Raw genomic sequence first — 18,577 nt, forward strand, 5'->3', positions numbered from 1 at the left:
CATGCGACGTATTGCAGTGATGGGCGCCGCCGGGCGCATGGGCAAGACTTTGATTGAAGCGGTGCAGCAAACCCCGGGCGCCGGTCTGACGGCGGCGGTGGATCGTCCCGACAGCACGTTGGTTGGCGCGGATGCCGGTGAGCTGGCTGCGCTGGGTCGTATCGGTGTGCCTCTGTCCGGTGATCTGGACCGGGTGGTCGATGAGTTCGACGTGCTGATCGACTTCACGCACCCGACGGTGACCCTGAAGAACCTGGCTTTCTGCCGTAAACACGGCAAGGCCATGATCATCGGTACCACCGGTTTCAGCGTTGAAGAAAAGCAGTTGCTGGCGGAAGCGGGCAAGGACATTCCGATTGTCTTCGCCGCCAACTTCAGTGTCGGCGTCAACCTGTGCCTGAAGTTGCTCGACACGGCAGCTCGCGTATTGGGCGACGATGTCGACATCGAAATCACTGAAGCTCACCATCGGCACAAAGTCGATGCGCCGTCCGGCACTGCCGTGCGCATGGGTGAGGTGATTGCCGATGCGTTGGGTCGCGATCTGAAGAAGGTGGCGGTGTATGGCCGTGAAGGTCAGACCGGTGCTCGCGAGCGCGAGACCATTGGTTTCGCTACCGTGCGCGCCGGCGACATCGTTGGAGATCACACCGTGCTGTTCGCTGCTGATGGCGAGCGTGTCGAGATCACCCACAAGGCGTCCAGTCGCATGACCTTCGCCAAAGGCGCGGTACGTGCTGCATTGTGGCTGGACGGGCGCGAGCCTGGCCTTTACGACATGCAAGACGTGCTCGATCTGCGTTAAGATGCACCCGAAATCGGGCTCGCGCACAGCGTTTGAGCCCGGTTTTGTTCCGCCTAGCGACGTCCTGTCGCATTCTCCAGCCTTTAAGGCTCATTGGCGGTAGACCAAAAAGGCCTTTTTCTGTAAGCTACAGCTTTAGTGTGTCCACTAAAAGCGCGCAGAATAATTCAGTGAAGAAGCGGGGTGACGTGTCCATACGTCACTCCGCTTTTTTACAACCTGCGATCGCCCTTTCAGGCTTTATTTACGGGAGGTCTTCTTGACTAAGCCAGCCATACTCGCCCTTGCTGATGGCAGCATTTTTCGCGGCGAAGCCATTGGAGCCGACGGTCAGACCGTTGGTGAGGTGGTATTCAACACCGCAATGACCGGCTATCAGGAAATCCTTACCGATCCTTCCTACGCCCAACAGATCGTTACCCTGACTTACCCGCACATCGGCAACACCGGCACCACGCCGGAGGACGCCGAGTCCAACCGCGTCTGGTCTGCCGGCCTGGTCATCCGTGACCTGCCACTGGTGGCGAGCAACTGGCGTAACACGATGTCCCTGTCCGACTACCTGAAGGCCAACAATGTTGTGGCCATCGCCGGTATCGACACCCGCCGCCTGACGCGCATCCTGCGTGAAAAAGGCGCGCAGAACGGCTGCATCATGGCCGGTGACAACATTTCAGAAGCCGCCGCCATCGCCGCCGCCCAGGGTTTCCCTGGCCTCAAGGGCATGGACCTGGCGAAAGTCGTCAGCACCAAGGAAAGCTACGAGTGGCGCTCGACTGTCTGGGATCTGAAAACCGACAGCCACGCGACCATCGAAGCCTCCGAGCTGCCGTACCACGTGGTGGCCTACGACTACGGCGTCAAGGTGAACATCCTGCGCATGCTGGTCGAGCGCGGTTGCCGCGTGACCGTCGTGCCTGCGCAAACCCCTGCTGCCGATGTGCTGGCGCTGAAGCCGGACGGCGTGTTCCTGTCCAACGGCCCTGGTGATCCGGAGCCTTGCGACTACGCGATCCAGGCGATCAAGGACGTGCTGGAAACCGAGATCCCGGTCTTCGGTATCTGCCTCGGTCACCAACTGCTGGCCCTGGCCTCCGGCGCCAAGACCCTGAAAATGGGTCACGGCCACCACGGTGCCAACCACCCCGTCCAGGACCTGGACAGCGGTGTGGTGATGATCACCAGCCAGAACCACGGTTTTGCCGTAGACGAAGCGACCCTGCCGGCCAACGTTCGCGCGATCCACAAATCGCTGTTCGACGGCACCCTGCAAGGTATCGAGCGTACCGACAAGAGCGCCTTCAGCTTCCAGGGTCACCCGGAAGCCAGCCCTGGCCCGAACGACGTAGCGCCATTGTTCGATCGCTTCATCACCGAGATGGCCAAGCGACGCTGATCGCTCGCCCTGATGTAGCAAAGCTTGAGGGTGGCCCCGTACTGGCGGCCCCCTCAAGGCTTCAGAGATTGAACAAGACGGCTTGCCGACTGACCTGCGGATTTGAGTGACAAACCCATGCCAAAACGTACAGACATTAAAAGCATCCTGATTCTTGGTGCTGGCCCGATCGTGATCGGCCAGGCCTGCGAATTCGACTACTCCGGCGCCCAGGCCTGCAAAGCCCTGCGCGAAGAGGGTTACCGCGTCATCCTGGTGAACTCCAACCCGGCCACCATCATGACCGACCCGGCCATGGCCGACGCCACCTACATCGAGCCGATCAAGTGGCAGACCGTTGCCAAGATCATCGAGAAAGAGCGCCCGGACGCGCTGCTGCCGACCATGGGTGGCCAGACCGCTCTGAACTGCGCCCTGGACCTGGAGCGCGAAGGCGTCCTGGAGAAGTTCGGCGTAGAAATGATCGGTGCCAACGCCGACACCATCGACAAGGCTGAAGACCGTTCGCGTTTCGACAAGGCGATGAAATCCATCGGCCTGGCGTGCCCGCGTTCCGGTATCGCCCACAGCATGGAAGAGGCCAATGCGGTCCTCGAAAAGCTTGGCTTCCCGTGCATCATCCGTCCGTCCTTCACCATGGGCGGCACCGGCGGCGGTATCGCTTACAACCGTGAAGAGTTCGAAGAAATCTGCGCCCGTGGTCTGGATCTGTCGCCGACCAAAGAGCTGCTGATCGACGAATCGCTGATCGGCTGGAAAGAATACGAAATGGAGGTTGTCCGCGATAAGAAGGACAACTGCATCATCGTCTGCTCCATCGAAAACTTCGACCCGATGGGCGTGCACACCGGTGACTCGATCACCGTGGCTCCTGCACAGACCCTGACCGACAAGGAATACCAGATCCTGCGTAACGCCTCCCTGGCGGTACTGCGCGAGATCGGCGTGGAAACCGGCGGTTCCAACGTTCAGTTCGGTATCTGCCCGAACACCGGCCGCATGGTCGTGATCGAGATGAACCCGCGTGTATCGCGGTCCTCGGCACTGGCTTCGAAGGCCACCGGCTTCCCGATCGCCAAGGTCGCGGCCAAGCTGGCCGTGGGTTACACCCTCGACGAACTGTCGAACGACATCACCGGCGGCAAGACCCCGGCGTCCTTCGAACCGTCCATCGACTATGTCGTCACCAAGCTGCCACGCTTCGCTTTCGAGAAGTTCCCCAAGGCTGACGCGCGCCTGACCACTCAGATGAAGTCGGTGGGTGAAGTCATGGCCATCGGCCGTACCTTCCAGGAATCCCTGCAGAAAGCCCTGCGCGGTCTGGAAGTGGGCGTTTGCGGTCTGGACGAGAAGGTTGACCTGGCCAACCCGGAAAGCATGAGCGTGCTCAAGCGCGAGCTGACCGTGCCGGGTGCCGAGCGTATCTGGTACGTGGCGGACGCAATGCGCGCCGGCATGACCGTCGAAGACATCTTCGGCATGACCATGATCGACCCTTGGTTCCTGGTGCAGATGGAAGACCTGATCAAGGAAGAAGAGAAGGTCAAGACCCTGGGTCTGACCAGCATCGACCGCGACCTGATGTTCCGCCTCAAGCGCAAAGGCTTCTCCGATATGCGCCTGGCCAAGCTGCTGGGTGTGACCGAGAAGAGCCTGCGCGCTCACCGTCACAAGCTGGAAATCTTCCCGGTCTACAAGCGCGTCGACACCTGCGCTGCCGAGTTCGCCACCGATACTGCCTATCTCTACTCGACGTACGAGGAAGAGTGCGAAGCGGCGCCATCGGGTCGCGACAAGATCATGATCCTGGGTGGCGGTCCTAACCGTATCGGCCAGGGCATCGAGTTCGACTACTGCTGCGTACACGCGGCACTGGCCCTGCGCGATGACGGCTACGAGACCATCATGGTCAACTGCAACCCGGAAACCGTTTCCACTGACTACGACACTTCCGATCGCCTGTACTTTGAACCAGTGACCCTGGAAGACGTGCTGGAAATCGTCCGCGTCGAGAAGCCAAAAGGCGTGATCGTCCAGTACGGCGGCCAGACCCCGCTGAAACTGGCGCGTGCCCTGGAAGCCGCCGGTGTGCCAATCATCGGTACCAGCCCTGACGCCATCGACCGTGCCGAAGACCGTGAGCGCTTCCAGCAGATGGTCCAGCGCCTGAACCTGCGTCAGCCGCCAAACGCCACCGTGCGCAGCGAAGACGAAGCGATTCGTGCCGCCAGCAAGATCGGTTACCCGCTGGTGGTGCGTCCGTCCTACGTACTGGGCGGCCGTGCGATGGAAATCGTCTACGAAGAAGAAGAACTCAAGCGCTACCTGCGCGAAGCGGTTCAAGTGTCCAACGACAGCCCGGTGCTGCTGGACCACTTCCTCAACTGCGCCATCGAAATGGACGTGGATGCGGTATGCGACGGCAAGGACGTGGTAATCGGCGCGATCATGCAGCACATCGAGCAGGCCGGCGTTCACTCTGGTGACTCCGCGTGCTCGCTGCCGCCGTACTCGCTGCCGGCGCACATCCAGGACGAGATGCGCGAACAGGTCAAGAAAATGGCCCTGGAACTGGGCGTGATCGGCCTGATGAACGTGCAGTTGGCGCTGCAAGGCGACGACATCTACGTCATCGAAGTCAATCCGCGTGCTTCCCGTACCGTGCCGTTCGTGTCCAAGTGCATCGGTGTTTCCCTGGCAATGATCGCGGCTCGCGTCATGGCTGGTAAGACCCTGAAGGAAATTGGCTTCACCAAGGAAATCATCCCGAACTTCTACAGCGTGAAAGAGGCGGTGTTCCCATTCGCCAAATTCCCTGGCGTTGACCCGATCCTCGGCCCAGAGATGAAGTCCACCGGTGAAGTGATGGGCGTGGGCGACACCTTCGGTGAAGCGTTCGCCAAGGCCCAGATGGGTGCCAGCGAAGTGTTGCCGACCGGTGGTACCGCGTTCATCAGCGTACGTGACGACGACAAGCCACTGGTTGCGGGCGTGGCCCGTGATCTGATCAACTTGGGCTTCGAAGTGGTCGCCACTGCCGGTACTGCCAAGCTGATCGAGGCTGCAGGCCTGAAAGTGCGCCGTGTGAACAAGGTGACCGAAGGTCGTCCGCACGTGGTCGACATGATCAAGAATGACGAAGTCACGCTGATCATCAACACCACCGAAGGTCGTCAGTCGATCGCTGATTCGTACTCCATTCGTCGTAATGCCTTGCAGCACAAGATTTACTGCACCACCACTATTGCTGCTGGCGAAGCCATCTGCGAAGCGCTGAAGTTCGGTCCCGAGAAGACCGTACGCCGCTTGCAGGATCTACACGCAGGATTGAAGGCATGAGCATAACGAAGTACCCAATGACCGTTCAGGGCGCTCGCGCCCTGGAAGAAGAACACACTCACCTGACCAAGGTCGTTCGTCCGAAGCTCAGCCAGGACATCGGTACGGCCCGCGAGTTGGGTGACTTGAAGGAAAACGCCGAATACCACGCTGCCCGCGAGCAGCAGGGTATGGTCGAGGCGCGCATTCGTGACATCGAGGGCCGGATTCAGAATCAGGTCATCATTGATGTCACGACCATTGCGCACACCGGCAAAGTGATTTTCGGCACCACCGTTGAAATCGCCAACGTCGAGACGGATGAGCGCGTCACTTACCACATCGTGGGTGAGGATGAGGCTGACTTCAAACTCGGCAAGATTTCGGTCGGCTCGCCACTGGCCCGCGCCTTGATTGCCAAGGAAGAGGGTGATGTGGTCGCCGTGAAAACGCCTGGTGGCGTTATCGAGTACGAGATTGTCGAAGTTCGCCACGTCTGAAGGCCAGCGCCCGTTTCGTGCGGGCGCCATGCTTTGGCAGCTGACCCAGATGTTGTGGGTCGGCGGCTTGTGGTTGTTGCAAATCGGTCTGTTGCCGGTGCTGGGACGAATTGGCCTGGCGCCGCTGCTGATCGATGAAATCGCAGGCACGCTCAATACGTTGGTAGTGGGATTCGCTACGGCGTGTGTGATTTTTCAGGCTTTGGTGCTGGTTAAGGCCGAGGGCCTTGTCAGTCTATGGCGGGATATTCGCGGGCAACTGCTGTTGATGGCGCTGTATGCGTGCGCGATGTACTTCGCGGTGCGTTTCGGCTGGCCGGATGCCGATCGTTGGCAGGCGTTCAGCTATCTTGTCCTGGGTTTTTCCGGGTTGGTGCTGGTGTTGCAGCCGGTGCCGGGGTGGAGTGGCAGGGTGCGCGAAGCACACCCTTGACCCTTGCCATCACTTGAAGCGATGGACGTTCGACAGCTGCTTGTTGACGCTGAAGTTCTTGCGGTAGATCAGTGCCATCTTGCCGATGACCTGGACCAGATCCGCTTTGCCGACCTTGCAGAGCTCTGCAATGGACGCCAGGCGCGATTCGCGATCGAGGATGTTGAGCTTGATCTTGATCAGCTCGTGATCCGCCAATGCGCGTTCGAGTTCGGCTAACACACCTTCAGTCAAACCATTGTCTGCCACAATCAGAACCGGTTTCAGATGGTGGCCAATGGATTTGTACTGTTTCTTCTGCTCTTGAGTGAGCGGCATAATCTGACCCCTGCGTCTGATCTTGTAAAAAGCGGCGGCCAGTTTACCCGAGCGAGTCCGGGACCGCCCAGTTAATCACGACCCGTTTTATTTTCGAGGTGGCCCGTGGCCCGTTCCAAGACAAGTCTTAAATGGCTGCAAGAGCATTTCAACGACCCATTCGTGAAAATGGCGCAAAAAGACGGGTACCGTTCCCGCGCCAGCTACAAACTGCTGGAGATCCAGGAAAAGGATCGTCTGATCCGCCCGGGCATGAGCGTAATCGACCTGGGCGCGGCTCCCGGTGGGTGGTCCCAGGTGACCAGTCGTCTGATTGGTGGGCAGGGCACACTGATCGCTTCTGACATTCTGGAAATGGACAGCATCCCGGACGTGACCTTCATTCAGGGGGACTTTACCGAGGATGCCGTGCTGGCTCAGATCCTCAATGCCGTCGGAAATAAGGAAGTAGACCTTGTGATTTCCGATATGGCCCCCAATATGAGTGGATTACCGGCCGTAGACATGCCGCGAGCGATGTTCCTGTGCGAGTTGGCACTGGATCTCTCGACTCGGGTGTTGAAGCCTGGTGGTGATTTTTTGATCAAGATCTTTCAGGGCGAAGGCTTCGACGAGTTCCACAAGAGCGTTCGCCAGCAGTTCGAGAAGGTGCAGATGCGCAAGCCGACCTCGTCGCGCGACCGTTCTCGCGAGCAGTACTTGCTGGGCCGTGGTTTCCGCGGACGCACTGAGGGTTGAGTGAATTTTCGATCGGGGCGATAGGATTTTTGTATTACGCCTTGTCAGAATTAGCGAATATTGTGTAGGAAGTGTTTCACAAAGGGTTACAGACGGCGCCTGCCAAGTTGTAGGTAATGTAGTAAGTTAGGCCGGTGAATATCATGCGAAGCGCGCGCCAGTAGCGGAGCTTGCTTCAGAGGGTAGTTAATTGAACGATATGGCAAAGAATCTGATCCTGTGGTTGATCATCGCGGCTGTCCTGGTGACGGTGATGAACAACTTCTCCAGCCCTAACGAGCCGCAGACCCTCAACTATTCCGACTTCATCCAGCAGGTCAAGGATGGCAAGGTCGAACGCGTGGCGGTTGATGGCTACGTGATTACCGGCAAGCGCAACGATGGCGACAGCTTCAAGACCATTCGCCCGGCGATCCAGGACAACGGCCTGATCGGCGACCTGGTGGATAACCACGTCGTGGTCGAAGGCAAGCAGCCTGAACAGCAATCCATCTGGACTCAGCTTCTGGTCGCCAGCTTCCCGATCCTCGTGATCATCGCCGTGTTCATGTTCTTCATGCGGCAGATGCAGGGCGGTGCCGGTGGCAAGGGCGGGCCGATGAGCTTCGGCAAGAGCAAGGCGCGCCTGCTCTCCGAAGATCAGGTCAAAACCACTTTGGCTGACGTTGCCGGTTGCGACGAAGCCAAGGAAGAAGTTGGCGAACTGGTCGAGTTCCTGCGTGATCCGGGCAAGTTCCAGCGTTTGGGCGGTCGCATTCCTCGTGGCGTGCTGATGGTCGGTCCTCCTGGTACTGGTAAAACCTTGATTGCCAAGGCGATTGCCGGCGAAGCCAAGGTGCCGTTCTTCACCATTTCCGGTTCCGACTTCGTCGAAATGTTCGTCGGCGTGGGCGCCAGCCGTGTTCGCGACATGTTCGAACAGGCCAAGAAACACGCTCCATGCATCATCTTCATCGACGAAATCGATGCGGTCGGTCGCCATCGTGGTGCTGGCATGGGTGGTGGTCACGACGAGCGCGAGCAGACGCTCAACCAGTTGCTGGTTGAGATGGACGGCTTTGAAATGAATGACGGCATCATCGTGATTGCCGCGACCAACCGTCCCGACGTACTGGACCCTGCGCTGCTGCGTCCGGGCCGTTTCGACCGCCAGGTTGTGGTTGGTCTGCCGGACATCCGTGGTCGCGAACAGATTCTCAAGGTTCACATGCGCAAAGTGCCGATGGGCGACGACGTTGCTCCGGCCGTGATCGCTCGTGGTACTCCAGGTTTCTCCGGTGCTGACCTGGCGAACCTGGTGAACGAGGCATCGTTGTTCGCTGCCCGTGCCGGCAAGCGCATCGTCGAAATGAAAGAGTTCGAACTGGCCAAAGACAAGATCATGATGGGCGCTGAGCGCAAATCCATGGTCATGTCCGAGAAAGAAAAACAGAACACGGCTTATCACGAAGCGGGCCACGCCATCGTGGGTCGTGTCGTGCCTGAGCATGATCCGGTGTACAAGGTGTCGATCATCCCGCGCGGTCGTGCGCTGGGTGTGACCATGTTCCTGCCGGAAGAAGATCGTTACAGCCTGTCCAAGCGTGCATTGATCAGCCAGATCTGCTCGCTGTACGGCGGTCGTATCGCTGAAGAAATGACCCTGGGCTTCGATGGCGTCACCACCGGTGCCTCCAACGACATCATGCGCGCCAGCCAGATTGCGCGGAACATGGTGACCAAGTGGGGTCTTTCGGAAAAACTCGGTCCGTTGATGTATGCCGAAGAAGAGGGTGAAGTGTTCCTCGGTCGCGGCGGTGGCGGTCAGAGTGCAAGCTTCTCCGGTGAGACAGCCAAGCTGATCGACTCCGAAGTGCGCAGCATCATCGATCAGTGCTACGGCACGGCGAAGCAGATTCTCACGGACAACCGTGACAAGCTCGATGCGATGGCCGATGCCTTGATGAAGTACGAAACGATCGATGCCGAGCAGATCGACGACATCATGGCGGGTCGTCCGCCTCGCGAGCCGCGCGATTGGTCGGGTGGCACGGGTACTTCCGGGACCCCGCCGGTGGTGCAGGATGAGCGTCCGGAAACACCGATCGGTGGTCCTGCTGCTGACGTATAAGGTTTGAAATGACTTCTGTTCAGTCCTCGACCCGGTTGCCTTGCGGCAACCGGGTTCTTGATTTGGCCCAGACGCATGTCATGGGTATTCTCAATGTCACTCCTGATTCTTTCTCCGATGGTGGCCAATACAGCCAGCTCGACGCGGCCATGCGCCACGCCGAAGCCATGGTGGTGGCCGGCGCGACGCTGATCGATGTCGGTGGCGAATCTACCCGTCCTGGCGCCAGAGCGGTGTCGCCACTGGAGGAGCTGGAGCGCGTAGCGCCCGTTGTCGAGCGCATCAGTCGCGAACTGGACGTCATCATCTCGGTCGACACCTCCACGCCAGCGGTCATGCGTGAAACTGCGCGCCTGGGTGCCGGGTTGATCAATGACGTACGTTCGTTGCGTCGCGATGGCGCCCTGGATGCTGCGGCGGCCACCGGGTTACCGGTTTGCCTGATGCATATGCTTGGAGAGCCAGGCGATATGCAGGACAATCCGCAGTATCAGGACGTTACAAGGGAAGTCGGTGAGTTTCTCGCCGAGCGCATGCATCAGTGTTCATTGGTGGGAATTGCGGCTGAGCGGATCATTCTTGACCCCGGCTTTGGCTTCGCCAAAACCTTGCAGCACAATCTGAGTTTGTTCAAACATATGGAAGCCCTGCATGCCTTGGGGCGGCCCCTGTTGGTCGGGGTTTCGCGAAAGAGCATGATTGGTCAGGCGTTGAGTCGCCCGGTGGGGGACCGACTGTATGGCGGTTTGGCGCTCGCGGCGCTGGCTTCAGCGAAGGGTGCGCGTATATTGCGCGTCCATGATGTAGCCGAAACAATGGATGTGGTGCGGATGATTGCCGCAGTGGAATCAGCCGAATAAGAATGATGGAGCACTTATGAGCAAAAAATATTTTGGCACCGATGGTATTCGTGGGCGTGTCGGTGAATACCCGATTACTCCTGATTTCATGCTCAAGCTCGGCTGGGCTGCAGGTATGGCGTTCCGCAAGATGGGCGCCTGCAAGGTATTGGTAGGTAAGGACACCCGGATCTCCGGCTACATGTTCGAGTCTGCGCTTGAAGCAGGGCTGACGTCGGCAGGTGCTGATGTGATGCTCCTTGGGCCTATGCCGACCCCGGCTATTGCCTACCTGACGCGTACCTTTCATGCCGAGGCTGGCATCGTGATCAGTGCGTCGCACAATCCGCATGATGACAATGGCATCAAGTTCTTCTCCGGCAATGGCACCAAGCTGCCGGATGAAGTCGAACACATGATCGAAGAGTTGCTCGATACCCCAATGACTGTGGTTGAGTCGAGCAAGATCGGCAAAGTGTCGCGAATCAATGACGCGTCGGGTCGGTATATCGAATTCTGCAAGAGCAGTGTGCCGACCGGTACCAGCTTTACCGGCCTCAAGATTGTGATCGACTGCGCCCATGGTGCGACCTACAAGGTGGCGCCGAGCGTGTTTCGTGAGTTGGGTGCCGAAGTCGTGGTCTTGTCCGCACAGCCCAACGGTTTGAATATCAATGACAACTGCGGCTCGACCCATATGGGGCAACTGCAGGCCGCTGTGCTGGCTGAACACGCCGATCTGGGTATCGCCTTCGATGGTGATGGTGACCGGGTGTTGATGGTGGATCACACGGGGGCGATCGTCGATGGTGATGAGTTGCTGTTCATCATTGCTCGCGACCTGCATGAGCGAGACAAGCTGCAAGGTGGTGTAGTCGGTACATTGATGAGCAATCTGGGATTGGAGTTGGCCTTGGCCGACCTGGCGATTCCATTTGTCCGCGCCAATGTTGGTGATCGTTATGTGATTGCTGATCTGCTGGAGCGCAACTGGCTGGTCGGTGGCGAAAATTCGGGTCATATCGTTTGCTTCAATTACACCACCACTGGTGATGCGATTATCGCCGCGTTGCAGGTGCTGAAGGCGTTGAAAGCCCGTGGGCAAGGTTTGGCTGAAGCGCGTCAGGCGCTGCGCAAGTGCCCTCAGGTGCTGATCAATGTGCGTTTCGGTGGCGGCGCAAGCCCACTCGACCATCCGTCGGTCAAGGAAGCCAGCGAGCGTGTGACCAAGGCCATGGCGGGTCGGGGGCGTGTGCTGTTGCGCAAGTCCGGAACCGAACCACTGGTGCGTGTGATGGTCGAAGGCGAAGACGAAACGCAGGTTCGTGGCTATGCCGAAGAGCTGGCAAAACTGGTTACTGAAGTTTCTGCCTGAATTCGGCTTGCCAGCCATGATTGTGTTGGGTAACATCTGCGCCCACTTTGACCGACGAGGTACAGCATGCGTCGCCCTATGGTAGCTGGTAACTGGAAGATGCACGGTACCCGCGCCAGCGTCGCTGAGCTGATCAACGGCCTTCGTGACTTGGCCTTGCCGAGCGATGTTGATGTCGCGGTATTCCCGCCTTTCCTGCATATCAATCAAGTGATTGATGGCCTGGAAGGAAAGTCGATTTCGGTCGGCGCGCAGAATTCTGCGGTGGAATCCGGACAAGGTGCGTTGACCGGTGAAGTTGCACCGAGTCAGTTGGTGGATGCAGGTTGTTCCCTGGTGCTTGTCGGGCACTCCGAACGCCGCCAGATCATGGGCGAGCAGGACGGAATGCTGATCCGCAAGTTCGCAGCGGCACAGGCATGTGGCTTGATTCCGGTGTTGTGCATAGGGGAAACCCTTGAGCAGCGTGAAGCCGGAAAGACTCTTGAGGTTGTCTCGCGTCAGCTGGGCAGTATCATCGAGGAGCTGGGTGTCGGTGCCTTTGCCAAGGCAGTGATCGCTTACGAGCCGGTCTGGGCCATTGGCACCGGGCTGACTGCAACGCCACAACAGGCGCAGGATGTGCACGCAGCCATTCGCGCCCAGTTGGCGGCAGAGAATTCTGAAGTCGCACAAGGTGTGCGGCTTCTATACGGCGGCAGCGTGAAGGCGGCCAATGCGGTCGAACTGTTCGGCATGCCGGATATCGATGGGGGCCTGATTGGTGGGGCTTCCCTGAATGCAGATGAGTTCGGTGCGATTTGTCGCGCCGCGGGAAACTGAAAAAATGCTGGAAACAGTCGTAGTCGTTTTTCATCTGCTGGGTGCATTGGGCGTAGTAGCTCTGGTTTTGCTGCAGCAGGGTAAAGGTGCGGATGCTGGCGCGTCTTTCGGAGCAGGTGCTTCAAATACTGTGTTCGGAAGCCAAGGTTCCTCTACCTTTCTTAGTAAGTTTACTGCTATACTTGCCGCAGGTTTTTTCATAACCAGCTTGGGGTTAGGTTACTTTGCTAAAGAGAAGGCTGAACAGCTGACTCAAGTAGGTCTCCCAAACCCAGCGGTACTGGAAGTTCCAAAGCAACAACCGGCTTCTGATGATGTCCCGGTGCTTCAAGAGCAAAAGTCGGCTACTCCAGCGACTGACGTGCCTCCAGCTCAAGAGCAGAAGTAAGAAGGGTTTCAAACGTAGTATTGCCGAGGTGGTGGAATTGGTAGACACGCAACCTTGAGGTGGTTGTGCCCATAGGGTGTAGGGGTTCGAGTCCCCTTCTCGGTACCAATTAGTCAGGAGAGCCCGCTGTTGCGGGCTTTCTTGCAGGTGGAAGGTTACATTGACCCTGTAGGGGATCGGTCGTATACTTCCGCCCCAGCTTTGTCGCGGGGTGGAGCAGTCTGGTAGCTCGTCGGGCTCATAACCCGAAGGTCGTCGGTTCAAATCCGGCCCCCGCAACCAGTTTAAGGAGCCCCTTTTAAGGGGCTTTTTGTTAGCTGGACACTTTCAACGCCGCTGTTCGACGGCGTTTCAAGGATGGGCGTTTCGCCCATTTTTTTATTTTGCATAGCATGCACATACATGCACTAGGGGGTTCAGGTGTCGAGCAAGCTAGAAGAGTTGCAGGCCTTGCTGGCCCCGGTGGTCGTGGCCCTAGGCTATGAATGCTGGGGTATCGAGTTTTCGGCTCAGGGTCGTCACTCGATGTTGCGCGTTTATATCGATAAAGAAGGCGGCGTGCTGGTGGACGATTGCGCCATCGTCAGCCGTCAGATCAGCGGTGTGCTGGATGTTGAAGATCCAATCACCGTTGAATACACCCTTGAAGTTTCCTCGCCTGGCATGGAACGCCCGCTGTTCACTCTTGAGCAGTTTGCAAAATTTGCCGGTGAACAAGTGAAGATCAAGCTGCGCTCGCCTTTTGAAGGACGACGCAACTTTCAGGGCCTTCTGCGCGGCGTAGAAGAGCAGGATGTCGTGGTGCAGGTAGAAGACCATGAGTTCCTGTTGCCGATCGATATGATCGACAAGGCCAACATTATTCCCAGTTTTGACTGAGGCGTGCCAGATACTGCGGATCCCGCGGATCCAATGGCTTGCGAAAGGCGAGGCGTACGATGAGCAAAGAAGTACTGCTGGTTGTTGAGTCGGTATCCAATGAAAAGGGCGTACCGGCAAACGTTATTTTTGAAGCGCTGGAGCTGGCTCTGGCCACTGCTACCAAAAAGCGTTTCGAAGACGAAGTTGATCTGCGTGTGGAAATCAATCGCCACACGGGTGCATACGAGACATTCCGTCGCTGGACGGTCGTCGAAGAAGCAGACCTGGACGATCCGGCCATCGAAACCTGGCCGAGCAAGGTTGCCGAAACGCATCCTGGCGCCAAGGTCGGTGATGTCGTAGAAGAGAAAATCGAGTCCATCGAGTTCGGCCGCATTGCTGCACAGACTGCCAAGCAAGTCATTGTGCAGAAAGTTCGCGAAGCCGAGCGCGCTCAGGTTGTTGACGCTTACCGCGAGCGCCTGGGTGAAATCATCTCCGGCACCGTGAAAAAAGTCACCCGCGACAACGTGATCGTTGATCTGGGCAACAACGCTGAAGCGTTGCTGGCCCGTGAAGACATCATTTCTCGCGAAACTTTCCGGGTTGGCGTGCGTCTGCGTGCGCTGCTCAAGGAAATCCGCACCGAGAACCGCGGCCCGCAGTTGATCCTGTCGCGCACCGCGCCGGAAATGCTGATCGAGTTGTTCCGCATCGAAGTGCCGGAAATTGCCGAAGGCCTGATCGAAGTGATGGCTGCGTCCCGTGATCCGGGTTCGCGCGCCAAGATCGCCGTTCGCTCCAAAGACAAACGCATCGACCCGCAAGGCGCTTGCATCGGTATGCGCGGTTCGCGCGTCCAGGCAGTGTCGGGTGAGTTGGGCGGTGAGCGTGTTGACATCGTTCTGTGGGACGACAACCCGGCTCAGTTCGTGATCAACGCCATGTCCCCGGCCGAGGTTGCGGCAATTATCGTTGACGAAGATGCCCACGCAATGGACATCGCCGTTGGCGCAGACAATCTGGCTCAGGCCATCGGTCGCGGTGGTCAGAACGTGCGTCTGGCTAGCCAGTTGACTGGCTGGACCCTGAACGTGATGACCGAATCGGACATCCAGGCTAAGCAGCAAGCAGAAACCGGCGACATCCTGCGCAACTTCATTGACGAGCTGGAAGTCGACGAAGACCTGGCACAGGTGCTGGTAGATGAAGGCTTCACCAGCCTGGAAGAGATTGCCTACGTACCGTTGGAAGAAATGCTCAACATCGACGGCTTTGACGAAGATACCGTCAACGAGCTTCGCGCTCGGGCCAAGGATCGCTTGTTGACTAAAGCCATCGCTACTGAGGAAAAGCTGGCAGACGCCCATCCGGCCGAAGACCTGCTCTCGCTTGAGGGTATGGACAAGGATTTGGCGATGGAACTGGCGGTGCGCGGCGTAATTACCCGCGAAGACCTGGCCGAGCAGTCTATTGACGACCTGCTCGACATCGACGGCATTGACGATGATCGTGCCGGCAAGTTGATCATGGCCGCCCGAGCCCACTGGTTCGAGTAATTAGGCGCGGCCTGAGGAGAGAAGTGCATGACGCAAGTCACGGTGAAACAACTGGCCGATGAGGTCAAAACACCGGTAGAGCGCCTGTTGCAGCAGATGCGTGAGGCAGGTCTGCCGCACACCGCCGCCGAAGAACATGTGACTGACAGTGAGAAGCAATCGTTGCTGACTCACTTGAAAAGCAGCCACAAGGCGAAAGTGGAAGAACCACGCAAGATTACGCTGCAGCGTAAAACCACCAGCACCCTGCGTGTTGCTGGCAGCAAAAGCATCAGCGTTGAAGTACGCAAGAAGAAAGTCTTCGTACAGCGCAGCCCGGAAGAAATCGAAGCCGAGCGCAAGCGTGAACTGGATGAACGTCGCGCAGTAGAAAATGCTGCTCGTCAGAAGGCTGAAGAAGAAGCCAAGCGTCGCGCCGAAGAAGAAGCGCGTCGCCAGCCTGCTGCTGCGCCGACCGCTCAAGCCGTACCTGTTGCAGCGTCTGCTGTGGTGGCCGAGCCAGTTCGCGAAAGCGCACCGGTTGTGGCAGCTGCTCCGGCTCCTGCGGCCGATACCCGCAAGCGTGACGAACAGCGTCGTCCGGACAAGCCACGTGCCGACGACAACAGTCGTCGCGGTAGCGGCGATGGCGAGCGCAAAAACGCTCCGCATCGTGCTTCGGTCAAGGAAAAGGCACCGGCTCCACGCGTTGCCCCACGTACTACCGACGAAGAAAGCGATGGCTTCCGTCGTGGTGGTCGCGGCAAGGCCAAGCTGAAGAAGCGCAACGCCCACGGTTTCCAGAGCCCGACCGGCCCTGTCGTGCGCGAAGTGAAGATCGGCGAAACCATCACTGTTGGCGACCTCGCCCAGCAGATGTCGGTGAAGGCTGCTGAAATCATCAAGTTCATGTTCAAACTGGGTACTCCAGCGACCATCAACCAGGTACTGGATCAGGAAACTGCTCAACTGGTTGCCGAAGAGCTGGGCCACAAAGTGACCCTGGTCAGCGACACCGCCCTGGAAGATTCCCTGGCCGAGTCCCTGAAGTTTGAAGGCGAAGCCGTTTCCCGTGCACCAGTCGTGACCGTAATGGGCCACGTTGACCACGGTAAGACTTCCCTGCTCGACTACATCCGTCGTGCCAAGGTAGCTGCTGGCGAAGCCGGTGGTATCACCCAGCACATCGGCGCATACCACGTTGAAACCGACCGTGGCATGGTGACGTTCCTCGACACCCCTGGTCACGCTGCGTTTACCGCAATGCGTGCCCGTGGTGCCAAGGCGACCGACATCGTGATCCTGGTGGTTGCAGCGGACGACGGCGTGATGCCGCAGACCATTGAAGCCGTACAGCACGCGGTAGCGGCTGGTGTGCCACTGGTTGTTGCAGTGAACAAGATCGACAAGCCGGGCGCTGACCTCGATCGCATCCGTAGCGAACTGTCGGTTCACGGCGTGACGTCGGAAGAGTGGGGTGGTGACACTCCGTTCGTACCGGTCTCGGCGAAGATGGGTACTGGCGTCGACGAACTGCTCGAAGCTGTTCTGCTGCAAGCCGAAGTCCTGGAACTGACCGCAACTCCGTCGGCTCCTGGCCGTGGTGTCGTGGTTGAATCCCGTCTCGACAAGGGCCGTGGCCCGGTGGCTACCGTTCTGGTTCAAGACGGTACCCTGCGTCAGGGCGACATGGTCCTGGTCGGTTCGAACTATGGCCGCGTTCGCGCCATGCTCGACGAGAACGGCAAGTCAATCAAGGAAGCCGGTCCGGCCATCCCTGTCGAGATCCTCGGCCTGGACGGTACCCCGGATGCTGGCGACGAGATGAGCGTTGTTGCCGACGAGAAGAAAGCCCGTGAAGTGGCTCTGTTCCGTCAAGGCAAGTTCCGCGAAGTCAAGCTGGCCCGTGCTCACGCCGGCAAGCTGGAAAACATCTTCGAAAACATGGGCCAGGAAGAGAAGAAGACGCTCAACATCGTCCTCAAATCCGACGTCCGTGGCTCGCTGGAAGCGTTGAACGGTGCCTTGAACGGCCTGGGTAACGACGAAGTGCAAGTGCGTGTAGTGGGTGGCGGTGTCGGTGGTATCACCGAGTCCGACGCCAACCTGGCACTGGCCTCCAACGCTGTACTGTTCGGCTTCAACGTGCGTGCCGATGCCGGCGCGCGCAAGATCGTCGAGCAGGAAGGTCTGGATATGCGTTACTACAACGTGATCTACGACATCATCGAAGACGTCAAGAAAGCCCTGACCGGGATGCTCGGCAGCGATGTTCGCGAGAACATCCTGGGTATCGCCGAAGTACGTGACGTGTTCCGTTCGCCGAAGTTTGGCGCGATCGCCGGTTGCATGGTTATCGAAGGTGTCGTGCACCGTAACCGTCCAATCCGTGTACTGCGTGAAGACATCGTTATCTTCGAAGGCGAGCTGGAATCCCTGCGCCGCTTCAAGGATGACGCTTCCGAAGTACGTGCCGGCATGGAATGCGGTATCGGCGTGAAGAGCTACAACGACGTCAAGGTCGGTGACAAGATCGAAGTCTTCGAGAAGGTTCAGGTTGCTCGCAGCCTCTAACTCGCGCACTTCAAGAGCCGTGATGGGCCGCCACATGCAAATGCACGGCGCATCACCCGGACTCTAAACGCAACGCCCGGTCTGGCTTCTGTCAGGCCGGGCGTTTGCCGCTTTCAGACCACACGGGTTTCACCGTGAGGCAGTAACAGGTAACAAGACATGGCAAAAGAATATAGCCGTACCCAACGTATCGGCGATCAGATGCAGCGCGAGCTGGCACAACTGATCCGTCGTGAAGTCAAAGACCCGCGCGTCGGCCTGGTCACCATTACCGCAGTGGAAGTCAGCCGTGACGTCGGTCACGCCAAGATTTTCATCACTGTGATGGGGCAGGACAGCGCCGAAGAAATCGCACAAAGCATCAAGGTGCTGAACTCTGCCGCCGGTTTCCTGCGCATGCAGTTGGCCCGCGAGATGAAGCTGCGTAGCGTTCCTCAGCTGCACTTCCACTACGACGAAAGCGTCGTACGCGGTGCGCATCTGTCGGCCCTGATCGAGCGCGCAGTGGCTGAAGACAATCAGCATCCGGTTGCGGCAGAAGCCGAAGACACCAAGGAGTAAT

The 18,577-nt window shown here is 58.4% G+C and carries 16 protein-coding genes and 2 tRNA genes; 17 read left to right on the plus strand and 1 reads right to left on the minus strand.

Annotated elements, in window-relative coordinates:
• Position 1 precedes the first annotated feature (1 nt).
• The 5 genes from dapB to AC3IT6_RS03640 all read left to right on the plus strand — a co-directional run bounded on the left by dapB (position 2) and on the right by AC3IT6_RS03640 (position 6,452).
• Positions 2-805 (plus strand): 4-hydroxy-tetrahydrodipicolinate reductase, encoded by an 804-nt coding sequence (gene dapB, locus AC3IT6_RS03620; protein ID WP_056728226.1) that lies wholly within the window; start codon positions 2-4, stop codon positions 803-805.
• A gap of 259 nt (positions 806-1,064) precedes the next feature.
• Positions 1,065-2,201 (plus strand): glutamine-hydrolyzing carbamoyl-phosphate synthase small subunit, encoded by a 1,137-nt coding sequence (carA, locus tag AC3IT6_RS03625; RefSeq protein ID WP_046038697.1) that lies wholly within the window; start codon positions 1,065-1,067, stop codon positions 2,199-2,201.
• A gap of 117 nt (positions 2,202-2,318) precedes the next feature.
• Positions 2,319-5,540 (plus strand): carbamoyl-phosphate synthase large subunit, encoded by a 3,222-nt coding sequence (gene carB / locus AC3IT6_RS03630; RefSeq protein WP_095942405.1) that lies wholly within the window; start codon positions 2,319-2,321, stop codon positions 5,538-5,540.
• Positions 5,541-5,542: 2 nt separating this feature from the next.
• Positions 5,543-6,019, plus strand: coding sequence for a transcription elongation factor GreA (gene greA / locus AC3IT6_RS03635; RefSeq protein WP_223448209.1), 477 nt, complete (start codon positions 5,543-5,545; stop codon positions 6,017-6,019).
• Positions 6,020-6,047: 28 nt separating this feature from the next.
• On the plus strand, positions 6,048-6,452 hold the full coding sequence (locus AC3IT6_RS03640) for an MFS transporter (protein ID WP_150727522.1): 405 nt from the start codon (positions 6,048-6,050) through the stop codon (positions 6,450-6,452).
• 9 nt (positions 6,453-6,461) lie between these two features.
• Here the strand turns inward: AC3IT6_RS03640 and AC3IT6_RS03645 are convergent, their stop codons facing one another.
• Positions 6,462-6,770, minus strand: coding sequence for a YhbY family RNA-binding protein (locus tag AC3IT6_RS03645; RefSeq protein WP_007942889.1), 309 nt, complete (start codon positions 6,768-6,770; stop codon positions 6,462-6,464).
• A 105-nt stretch (positions 6,771-6,875) separates the two neighbouring features.
• Between AC3IT6_RS03645 and rlmE the strand changes: the two genes are divergently transcribed.
• From rlmE to rbfA, 12 genes are all read left to right on the plus strand, one after another.
• Positions 6,876-7,508: a 23S rRNA (uridine(2552)-2'-O)-methyltransferase RlmE gene (rlmE, locus tag AC3IT6_RS03650; protein ID WP_489354320.1), complete on the plus strand. Its 633-nt coding sequence runs from the start codon at positions 6,876-6,878 to the stop codon at positions 7,506-7,508.
• A gap of 199 nt (positions 7,509-7,707) precedes the next feature.
• The gene (ftsH, locus tag AC3IT6_RS03655) at positions 7,708-9,618 is read left to right on the plus strand and encodes an ATP-dependent zinc metalloprotease FtsH (protein ID WP_150727492.1); all 1,911 of its coding nucleotides are present in this window, start codon (positions 7,708-7,710) and stop codon (positions 9,616-9,618) included.
• Positions 9,619-9,626: 8 nt separating this feature from the next.
• Complete coding sequence (gene folP, locus AC3IT6_RS03660; protein WP_489354321.1) at positions 9,627-10,478, plus strand: dihydropteroate synthase; 852 nt, start codon at positions 9,627-9,629, stop codon at positions 10,476-10,478.
• Positions 10,479-10,494: 16 nt separating this feature from the next.
• The gene (gene glmM / locus AC3IT6_RS03665; RefSeq protein WP_150727490.1) at positions 10,495-11,832 is read left to right on the plus strand and encodes a phosphoglucosamine mutase; all 1,338 of its coding nucleotides are present in this window, start codon (positions 10,495-10,497) and stop codon (positions 11,830-11,832) included.
• 66 nt (positions 11,833-11,898) lie between these two features.
• Complete coding sequence (gene tpiA / locus AC3IT6_RS03670) at positions 11,899-12,654, plus strand: triose-phosphate isomerase (RefSeq protein ID WP_489354322.1); 756 nt, start codon at positions 11,899-11,901, stop codon at positions 12,652-12,654.
• Between the two features lie 4 nt (positions 12,655-12,658).
• Positions 12,659-13,042 carry a preprotein translocase subunit SecG gene (gene secG, locus AC3IT6_RS03675; RefSeq protein WP_150727488.1) on the plus strand — a complete coding sequence of 128 codons (384 nt, stop codon included), beginning with the start codon at positions 12,659-12,661 and terminating at the stop codon, positions 13,040-13,042.
• A 22-nt stretch (positions 13,043-13,064) separates the two neighbouring features.
• A tRNA-Leu gene (locus tag AC3IT6_RS03680) sits at positions 13,065-13,150 on the plus strand.
• Positions 13,151-13,247: 97 nt separating this feature from the next.
• Positions 13,248-13,324 (plus strand) — tRNA-Met (locus AC3IT6_RS03685).
• A 138-nt stretch (positions 13,325-13,462) separates the two neighbouring features.
• The gene (gene rimP, locus AC3IT6_RS03690) at positions 13,463-13,921 is read left to right on the plus strand and encodes a ribosome maturation factor RimP (RefSeq protein WP_064387885.1); all 459 of its coding nucleotides are present in this window, start codon (positions 13,463-13,465) and stop codon (positions 13,919-13,921) included.
• Positions 13,922-13,980: 59 nt separating this feature from the next.
• Positions 13,981-15,462 carry a transcription termination factor NusA gene (nusA, locus tag AC3IT6_RS03695; RefSeq protein WP_008057419.1) on the plus strand — a complete coding sequence of 494 codons (1,482 nt, stop codon included), beginning with the start codon at positions 13,981-13,983 and terminating at the stop codon, positions 15,460-15,462.
• A gap of 27 nt (positions 15,463-15,489) precedes the next feature.
• Positions 15,490-18,015 carry a translation initiation factor IF-2 gene (infB, locus tag AC3IT6_RS03700; protein ID WP_489354323.1) on the plus strand — a complete coding sequence of 842 codons (2,526 nt, stop codon included), beginning with the start codon at positions 15,490-15,492 and terminating at the stop codon, positions 18,013-18,015.
• A gap of 159 nt (positions 18,016-18,174) precedes the next feature.
• The gene (rbfA, locus tag AC3IT6_RS03705; protein WP_007973108.1) at positions 18,175-18,576 is read left to right on the plus strand and encodes a 30S ribosome-binding factor RbfA; all 402 of its coding nucleotides are present in this window, start codon (positions 18,175-18,177) and stop codon (positions 18,574-18,576) included.
• The last annotated feature ends 1 nt before the right edge of the window (position 18,577 follow it).

The sequence above is a fragment of the Pseudomonas sp. KH_017 genome (genome assembly GCF_057840285.1).

Coding starts and splice junctions, on each gene's coding strand:
- dapB (WP_056728226.1), top strand. CDS start 2: ATGCGACGTATTGCAGTGATGGGCGCCGCCGGGCGCATGGGCAAGACT.
- carB (WP_095942405.1), top strand. CDS start 2,319: ATGCCAAAACGTACAGACATTAAAAGCATCCTGATTCTTGGTGCTGGC.
- AC3IT6_RS03640 (WP_150727522.1), top strand. CDS start 6,048: ATGCTTTGGCAGCTGACCCAGATGTTGTGGGTCGGCGGCTTGTGGTTG.
- AC3IT6_RS03645 (WP_007942889.1), bottom strand. CDS start 6,770: ATGCCGCTCACTCAAGAGCAGAAGAAACAGTACAAATCCATTGGCCAC.
- ftsH (WP_150727492.1), top strand. CDS start 7,708: ATGGCAAAGAATCTGATCCTGTGGTTGATCATCGCGGCTGTCCTGGTG.
- folP (WP_489354321.1), top strand. CDS start 9,627: ATGACTTCTGTTCAGTCCTCGACCCGGTTGCCTTGCGGCAACCGGGTT.
- glmM (WP_150727490.1), top strand. CDS start 10,495: ATGAGCAAAAAATATTTTGGCACCGATGGTATTCGTGGGCGTGTCGGT.
- tpiA (WP_489354322.1), top strand. CDS start 11,899: ATGCGTCGCCCTATGGTAGCTGGTAACTGGAAGATGCACGGTACCCGC.
- secG (WP_150727488.1), top strand. CDS start 12,659: ATGCTGGAAACAGTCGTAGTCGTTTTTCATCTGCTGGGTGCATTGGGC.
- nusA (WP_008057419.1), top strand. CDS start 13,981: ATGAGCAAAGAAGTACTGCTGGTTGTTGAGTCGGTATCCAATGAAAAG.
- infB (WP_489354323.1), top strand. CDS start 15,490: ATGACGCAAGTCACGGTGAAACAACTGGCCGATGAGGTCAAAACACCG.
- rbfA (WP_007973108.1), top strand. CDS start 18,175: ATGGCAAAAGAATATAGCCGTACCCAACGTATCGGCGATCAGATGCAG.